This is a genomic window from Capnocytophaga sp. oral taxon 338 str. F0234, from assembly GCF_000192225.1.
GTDB lineage: Bacteria > Bacteroidota > Bacteroidia > Flavobacteriales > Flavobacteriaceae > Capnocytophaga.
In genome coordinates this window covers 1037386-1038627 of record NZ_GL872413.1, presented here as the reverse complement: position 1 = coordinate 1038627, position 1242 = coordinate 1037386, and the positions used below count along the sequence as shown (strand labels likewise).

The 1242-nt window shown below is 25.0% G+C and carries 4 protein-coding genes; all 4 read left to right on the top strand.

The features are described 5' to 3' along the window. Positions 1-195 (top strand): hypothetical protein (locus tag HMPREF9071_RS04810; protein ID WP_009745459.1); only part of this gene is annotated, 195 nt, incomplete at its 5' end. Further along, entirely contained in the window at positions 171-620 is a 450-nt protein-coding gene (locus tag HMPREF9071_RS04805) for a hypothetical protein (protein ID WP_009745458.1), read from the top strand. The genes HMPREF9071_RS04810 and HMPREF9071_RS04805, both read left to right, overlap by 25 nt. Positions 621-635: 15 nt before the next feature. Then, positions 636-773: a glycohydrolase toxin TNT-related protein gene (locus HMPREF9071_RS12665; RefSeq protein ID WP_083808020.1), complete on the top strand. Its 138-nt coding sequence runs from the start codon at positions 636-638 to the stop codon at positions 771-773. Next, on the top strand, positions 774-1184 hold the full coding sequence (locus HMPREF9071_RS04800; RefSeq protein WP_009745457.1) for a hypothetical protein: 411 nt from the start codon (positions 774-776) through the stop codon (positions 1182-1184). Positions 1185-1242: the final 58 nt, after the last annotated feature.

Genomic DNA, 1242 nt, shown 5'->3' with positions numbered 1-1242 from the left:
AAATTTAAAATGAAAAAAGGATTACCCTCAAACTTAGAATTTGAATATGCAGAAGCTATTCCTTGGTTTAAATTACAAGGAACAGCAGATCAGATTAGGTCAAGTGAAAAATTTTCAGAAATATCAGGACATATAGAAATTATAGAGGTTTTAAAATTTGAAAAAGGAAAATGGAAAATCCAAAAATTAAAATAATAAGAGAATTTAAAGAATACGCATATTATAATCCTTTGAATGTTTTCAAAGGACTAAGAAAAACAGGAACTAATATTAATATATTTGGCAATCAAGTAGCTATTTGTATTTCTGAAGAAGATATATCTTTTTATATTTGGTTTGGAATAGTAGGAGATATTTTTAATACAAAAAAAATAGATGTTGAAACCATTCCTTTCAATCATTCTATAATATTAAATATAAAAGAAGAGACTACATATACGATCTATTTTCAAAGTTATCTAAACAGATTTTTTATGTTGTTGTCATCCTCCAAAAGAAGTAAAGAATCCCAAAGTCTATTAGAAGATATGTACGGTGATGATATTTTTCATATTTATGGAATATGGGAAGTAAAACTCTCAAAAGAGTTTGAACAAGAGTTGTTTTATTCAGAAGATTAAAAAACTCCTACAGGTATAGAATTTGAATATGGAAAAACAGCACCTTGGTTTGGACAAAAAGGGAAAGGTGTTCAAATTAAATTTTTAGAAAATATAGAAGAATTAGTTAAGGAAGGAAAAATTGAAATTATAAATATAAAGAAATTGAAATAAATGAAAATTTTATTGAATAATAAAATACAATTGAATGAAAATTCACCATTACCTTTTTGTAATGGGGATTTACTTTTTTTCATAAATCAAGATAAAACAATAAAGCTTGATATGTTTTCTGAGATAAATAATTCTGAAATAGAATTATTAAGTCTTATTTATCCTAATAAATTAAATATTCCTTTGGAAAGAATAAAAAAAATAGCTAGTTTATTTCCTTTTTTAGTTGAAAAAGTATACAAAAAAACAGGAATAATTACATATGAGGCTTATATTTTAAATGAATATACGACCCCTATTATTGTGAAATTTGATGGTTATATAGTTTGTCTAGCCCTTATAGGAGGGGAATATGCAAGAAATCCAGGGACTAATATTATACTTTTAGGAACAAAAATATTTGGTAAGTAAGAAATATAAGAGTTACTCACCTTTAGACTTAAATTTTGAGTACGGAAAAGCTATCCTT